1 tRNA gene and 1 rRNA gene are annotated in these 427 nt (G+C 47.5%); both read left to right on the top strand.

The features are described 5' to 3' along the window. Positions 1–77: 77 nt before the first annotated feature. A tRNA-Ala gene (locus P0G09_RS15745) sits at positions 78–151 on the top strand. Positions 152–280: 129 nt separating this feature from the next. Continuing rightward, positions 281–427, top strand: a 23S ribosomal RNA gene (locus tag P0G09_RS15740); the annotation flags it as partial.

The raw sequence follows: 427 nt of genomic DNA, 5'->3' as shown, positions 1-427 counted from the left end.
GTTGGTTAGAGCGCTACACTGATAATGTAGAGGTCGGCAGTTCAACTCTGCCTGGGACTACGAACGGAATCAAGTTCGGGGGATTAGCTCAGCTGGCTAGAGCATCTGCCTTGCACGCAGAGGGTCAACGGTTCGAATCCGTTATTCTCCACTCCATCGGAAACGTAAGAAACGAAGATGAACGATCTATGACATATTGTACAAGCAAACAGTAATTTTAGTAGTAAAGAGCTGAAAGTATATATCATCCCGCTGGCACGCAAGTGTGAGCGAATGGATAAGGAAAGTAAAGAAGGGCGCATGGCGGATGCCTTGGCTCTCGGAGGCGATGAAGGACGTGATAAGCTGCGATAAGCTTTGGGGAGGTGCAAATGACCTTTGATCCAGAGATTTCCGAATGGGACAACCCAATATCTTGAAGAGGTAT

This window comes from Faecalibacterium sp. DFI.5.82 (genome assembly GCF_029076575.1).
Classification (GTDB): domain Bacteria; phylum Bacillota; class Clostridia; order Oscillospirales; family Ruminococcaceae; genus Faecalibacterium; species Faecalibacterium duncaniae.
The sequence above is the reverse complement of the archived record's forward strand: the minus strand, read 5'-3'. Positions and strand labels throughout refer to the sequence as shown.